3 protein-coding genes are annotated in these 2,619 nt (G+C 74.9%); all 3 read right to left on the bottom strand.

The window, feature by feature from the left end; translation table 11 throughout:
• Positions 1-296: hypothetical protein (locus K4G64_RS38920; protein WP_221760566.1), on the bottom strand; the 296-nt coding region annotated here is incomplete at its 3' end.
• Positions 293-1,381: a sugar phosphate isomerase/epimerase gene (locus K4G64_RS38915; protein ID WP_221760565.1), complete on the bottom strand. Its 1,089-nt coding sequence runs from the start codon at positions 1,379-1,381 to the stop codon at positions 293-295. The genes K4G64_RS38920 and K4G64_RS38915, both read right to left, overlap by 4 nt.
• Positions 1,378-2,508 carry an SCO3242 family prenyltransferase gene (locus K4G64_RS38910; RefSeq protein ID WP_374206514.1) on the bottom strand — a complete coding sequence of 377 codons (1,131 nt, stop codon included), beginning with the start codon at positions 2,506-2,508 and terminating at the stop codon, positions 1,378-1,380. The genes K4G64_RS38915 and K4G64_RS38910 overlap by 4 nt, the downstream gene beginning before the upstream one ends.
• Between the last annotated feature and the right edge of the window lie 111 nt (positions 2,509-2,619).

The following is a 2,619-nucleotide window of genomic DNA, read 5'->3' as shown; positions in this document are numbered from 1 at the left end:
CTGCCAACCAGAGCGCCACCGCCCGAAGCGCCACCGTCCGGAGCGCCACCGACCAGAGCACCCAAGGCCCGGGCGTCGCCCGGGCCTTGGGTGCTCTGGTCGGTGGCGCTCCGGACGGTGGCGCTTCGGGCGGTGGCGCTCTGGTTGGCAGCGCTCCCGTCGGTGGCGCTCTGGTCGGTGTCCTCGAGGCCGTGGGGGCCGTCGGTGCTCCGGTCGGTGTCCGTGAGACCTGGCGCTGTCTCGGTGCTTTGGGTGTTCTCGGTTCTCGCCGCTGGTGTGGCGCGGGGACGAGTCATTTGGTGTGGCTCCCCTCAGGGGTGGCGGAGGGAGCGCCGTGGGGTGGCGCGGCCTGCTGGAGGGCCGGAGCGGTGGCAGGCGGCAGGGTGGCCGCGGTCCGCTCGGCATGGCGGAGGAACGGGAGGGAGTGCGCGGCGAAGTGCGGTCCGGCGTGGGAGTGGCGGGGCAGCTCGACGACGATCAGGCCCTGGTAGCCGGTGGCGGCGAGCGCCGCCAGGACCGGCGGGAAGTCGATCTCCCCGTCCCCGAAGGGGAGGTGCTCGTGGACGCCGCGCCGCATGTCCTCGATCTGGACGTGCCGCAGCCAGGGGGCGGCGGCGCGCACGCAGTCGGCGGGAGAAAGGGGTTCGAGGCACTGGCAGTGGCCGATGTCCAGGGTGAGGCCGAGGGGTTCGGGGTCACCGAGGGCCCTGCGGAGGTGATGGAAGTCAGTCAGGGTGGAGAGGAGGTGGCCCGGCTCGGGTTCGACGGCGAGCGGGATGCCCGCGGTGGCGGCGACGTCCAGGACGGGAGTCAGGGTCTCGGCGAGGCGTTTCCACGCGGTGTCCGTGTCGGTGCCCTCCGGGACGAGACCGCTGAAGCAGTGCACCGCGTGGGCGCCGAGGTCGGCGGCGACCTGGACGGCCCGGACGAGCAGGTCGACGCGGCGGGCCCGGTCCTCCGAGTCCGGGTCCAGCAGGGACGGACCATGCTTGCGGCGGGGGTCGAGGACGTAGCGGGCGCCCGTCTCGATGGTGACGCCCAGCCCGAGCGCGTCCAGCCGCTGCGCCACCCGGCGGGTGCGGGCGGCGAGGTCGGGGGCGAGCGGGTCGAGGTGCATGTGGTCGAGGGTCAGTCCCACGCCGTCGTAGCCGAGGTCGGCGAGGAGGCCGAGGGCATCGACGAGCCGGAGGTCGACGAGACCGTTGGTGCCGTAGCCGAAGCGGAGGGGAGGGAGGGCGCCGGGCTGGGCGAGGGAAGCGCTGAGTGAGGCGTCGGGCCGGGCTGGGGCGGTACCGGGCGAGGTGGCCGGCTGGGCGTCAGGGGTCGGTGAGGCGGCCGTGGCACGGCTCTTCGAGGCATCGGCATCGGCATCGGCGCTCATGTGACGCTCACCTTCTTCGCGAAACGGGCTCCGAGGGGGGCGAGCGCGGCGATGAGGAGTGCCGTGACCGTGCCCCGGGAGCGAGCGGTGAGGGCGGCCTGGAGAGGGATCGTGGCGCGGATGCCGGCGCCGACGGCACGTTGGGTGAGAGGAGGTGAGGGATTCAGGGTGGCGTGGAAGTAGGGGCGGGCGGTCGTCGCGGCGTAGGCGGCACCGAGGGCGGTGGTGAGCAGCGCTCCGGAGTCCCGCCCCGTGAACCGGTCGGCCCGGAGACCTGCCGGCCTGGGCCCGGTTGCCGACCAGGGCCTGTTCGCCGGCCTGTGCCCGGTCGCCAGCCTGTGCCCGGTCGCCAGCCTGTGCCCGGTCGCCGGCCAGTGCCCGGTTGCAGGCCGGCGGCCTGTCGTCGGCCCCCCGGAGCTGCGGCGCGTCACCAGTCGGGTCAGAAAGGCCGTCGTCGCGAGGGCTGCCAGAGGTGGCAGGGGTGAGCCGCCCTGGGCCTCCTGGCGGGAGACCGTGGTGACGGCGAGGGTGTGGGTGCCGAGGAGGGCGGCGGAGGGCAGGGCTGGGCAGGTGCTGCCACTCGTGGCGGCGGCTCCCAGGAGCAGGTCGAGGCCGCGTGCCGTGCCCATGACCATGGGCCCGGCGGGTGTGTGCTTCAGGCCGAGGTCGTACGCCCAGACGGTCGCCGCGAGGGGTGCGGCGACGGCCAGGGCCGGGCGGCCCGCCCGGGCGGCGAGGGCCAGTCCGGCTCCGGTGAGGGCGCAGGCCACCGTGAGGGCTGCGGCGGGCCGGATGCGGCCGGAGGGCAGAGGGCGGTGCGGGCGTTCGACGGCGTCCACGTCGCGGTCGGCCCAGTCGTTGAGGGCCATGCCGGCCTCGTACAGGCAGAGGGAGGAGCCGATGGCGAGCAGGGTGCGGGAGTTGGGGGAGGCGCCGGTGGCGGCCGTCCCGGCCAGGGCGTCTCCGGGGACACTGAACAGGGCGGGCAGACGCAGGAGTTCGGCCCATGCGCGACCCCGGTGCGAGCGACCGGGGCATGCGCAGAGCGGTGCGTCATCGGCAGTGGCCCGAGGAGCGGCAATGGGCGCCCCGTCGGGGCATCCGCAAGGGCTCTCGCGCAGGTTCACAGGGCTTCTCCCGGCGCCCCGGGGCCACTCACCGGCCCCACGTCACGGACGTCGTCGTCGCTTTCTCGCTCGCCTTCTCGCTTGCCTTCACTTTGGGCGTCTCCCCCGCCC

This window comes from Streptomyces sp. WAC04114 (genome assembly GCF_019733245.1).
GTDB lineage: Bacteria > Actinomycetota > Actinomycetes > Streptomycetales > Streptomycetaceae > Streptomyces > Streptomyces massasporeus_A.
This window is presented reverse-complemented; position numbering and strand designations above follow the sequence as displayed.

Bases quoted from the DNA above. Each gene is read 5' to 3' on its own strand.
- K4G64_RS38915 (WP_221760565.1), bottom strand. From the start codon at position 1,381: ATGAGCGCCGATGCCGATGCCGATGCCTCGAAGAGCCGTGCCACGGCC.